Origin of the sequence: Enterococcus raffinosus (assembly GCF_018917525.1) — a bacterium.
Lineage (GTDB): Bacteria > Bacillota > Bacilli > Lactobacillales > Enterococcaceae > Enterococcus_A > Enterococcus_A raffinosus_A.
Genome location: NZ_JAHLOS010000094.1, coordinates 1 through 1,430, shown reverse-complemented (window position 1 = coordinate 1,430; position 1,430 = coordinate 1). Strand labels below are relative to the sequence as shown.

Genomic DNA, 1,430 nt, shown 5'->3' with positions numbered 1-1,430 from the left:
AGTCTAGTGGTAATAAGTCAAGAGTAAAGTAACACGTTTTCTACCCTAAAGAACTGAAAGAAGGTGCACTCAAAAAAGCCTAGCCTAATGAAGCGTTTTCACAGGCTGAGTTCAAAGAGATGCGTCAATAACAACTTGTTATTTCTCTATCAGCCCCCTTTGCGGCATGTAGAGTTGGTGGTTACGTAACAGAATATCCACCAGACGCACAAATTTTCTTGCGGTTAAGACGATGGCACGTTTGTGTTGATGTTTCGCTGTTTCATTATATTTTTTATGGTAAAACTCTCTATACTCGGCATCTCGTGATCGAACTAAGTTGGCGGCTTCAACTAAGTAATAACGAAGATAACGATTGCCTCGTTTCGCTAAAGAGGTGTTTTCGGAGTTTTTATCTCCCGACTGGTTTTTAGGCCAATGGAGCCCTGCATATTTGGCGATTTTCGCTTCATTTTCAAAGCGTTCAATCTGACCAATCTCGGCTAAAATCCCACCTGCATACACCGGTCCAACACCGGGAATACTAGTCAGACATTGATATTCAGGGAGTGTTTCGACAATCTCTTGAATTGCTTGATCCAACTCTTTGATCAAGCTTGTCAAACTACGAATTTCGCGAGCGTAGACACTTAAAACGATATCCACAGAATCTTGTTGGATTTTCCCAAGGCGGTAGCTGCCACGAATCGCTTTTGCGATTGCTTTGGCAGTTCCTTCAGGGTTTTTGAAACGACCACGCCCCATTTTTTGAATCAAAGCTGCGAAGTCTTCCAAGGGTAGCTGCGCCAGTTGGTCAAGGGTGTAATCTTCTGTCATCAATGAGACGAGCGTTGCGCTAAGAACGGAGGTGGTACTTCCGTCAGCTTTCAGCTCAATTGGCAGACGATTACATTTATAATAAATGTTTTCGATAAAGTGTTGCTTGGCTTCGACCAATTGTTCAACGATCTGTAGTCTGGTACGAGTCAAGTGCTGTAACGCACGGTACTGTTCATCTTTCACAATGGACGTCGCGTAGCGACTTACACGAAAGTAATCAGCGATATAGAACGCATCAATCTGATCGTTCTTTTCTTCTTCAAAGATCTTGCGATAGCCTTTGATTTTTTGTGGTTGTTCAACAGAGACATCCAGATTCAATGCTTGAAGTTCTTTATCTTCTTTGAAAAACATCGCTGGATGGAAACTGTATAACGAGGTCGCCTCCATGCCAATCACCACTTTGGTAAAGGCAAATTCATGGGTGAAGTCTAAGATCAGTTTCTTGATCTGTGAAGCACCGAGGAAGCTATTTTCAAAACGTGCTTCTTTTAGGATGGTGAGTTCTTCATCATCTGTTAAAAAGCAGGCATCCAAATTCTTGGAGCTAACATCTAAACCGACAAATAATTTCATGAGGGAAGGACCTCCTTTCGATTGTATTTTGGAAA

Annotated in this window: 1 protein-coding gene; it reads right to left on the bottom strand. The window is 42.2% G+C overall.

Annotation, left to right across the window (positions count from 1 at the left end; translation table 11 throughout):
* Positions 1–138: 138 nt before the first annotated feature.
* Positions 139–1,395: an IS110 family transposase gene (locus KQI58_RS22400; protein ID WP_216411143.1), complete on the bottom strand. Its 1,257-nt coding sequence runs from the start codon at positions 1,393–1,395 to the stop codon at positions 139–141.
* Between the last annotated feature and the right edge of the window lie 35 nt (positions 1,396–1,430).

Bases quoted from the DNA above. Each gene is read 5' to 3' on its own strand.
- KQI58_RS22400 (WP_216411143.1), bottom strand. From the start codon at position 1,395: ATGAAATTATTTGTCGGTTTAGATGTTAGCTCCAAGAATTTGGATGCC.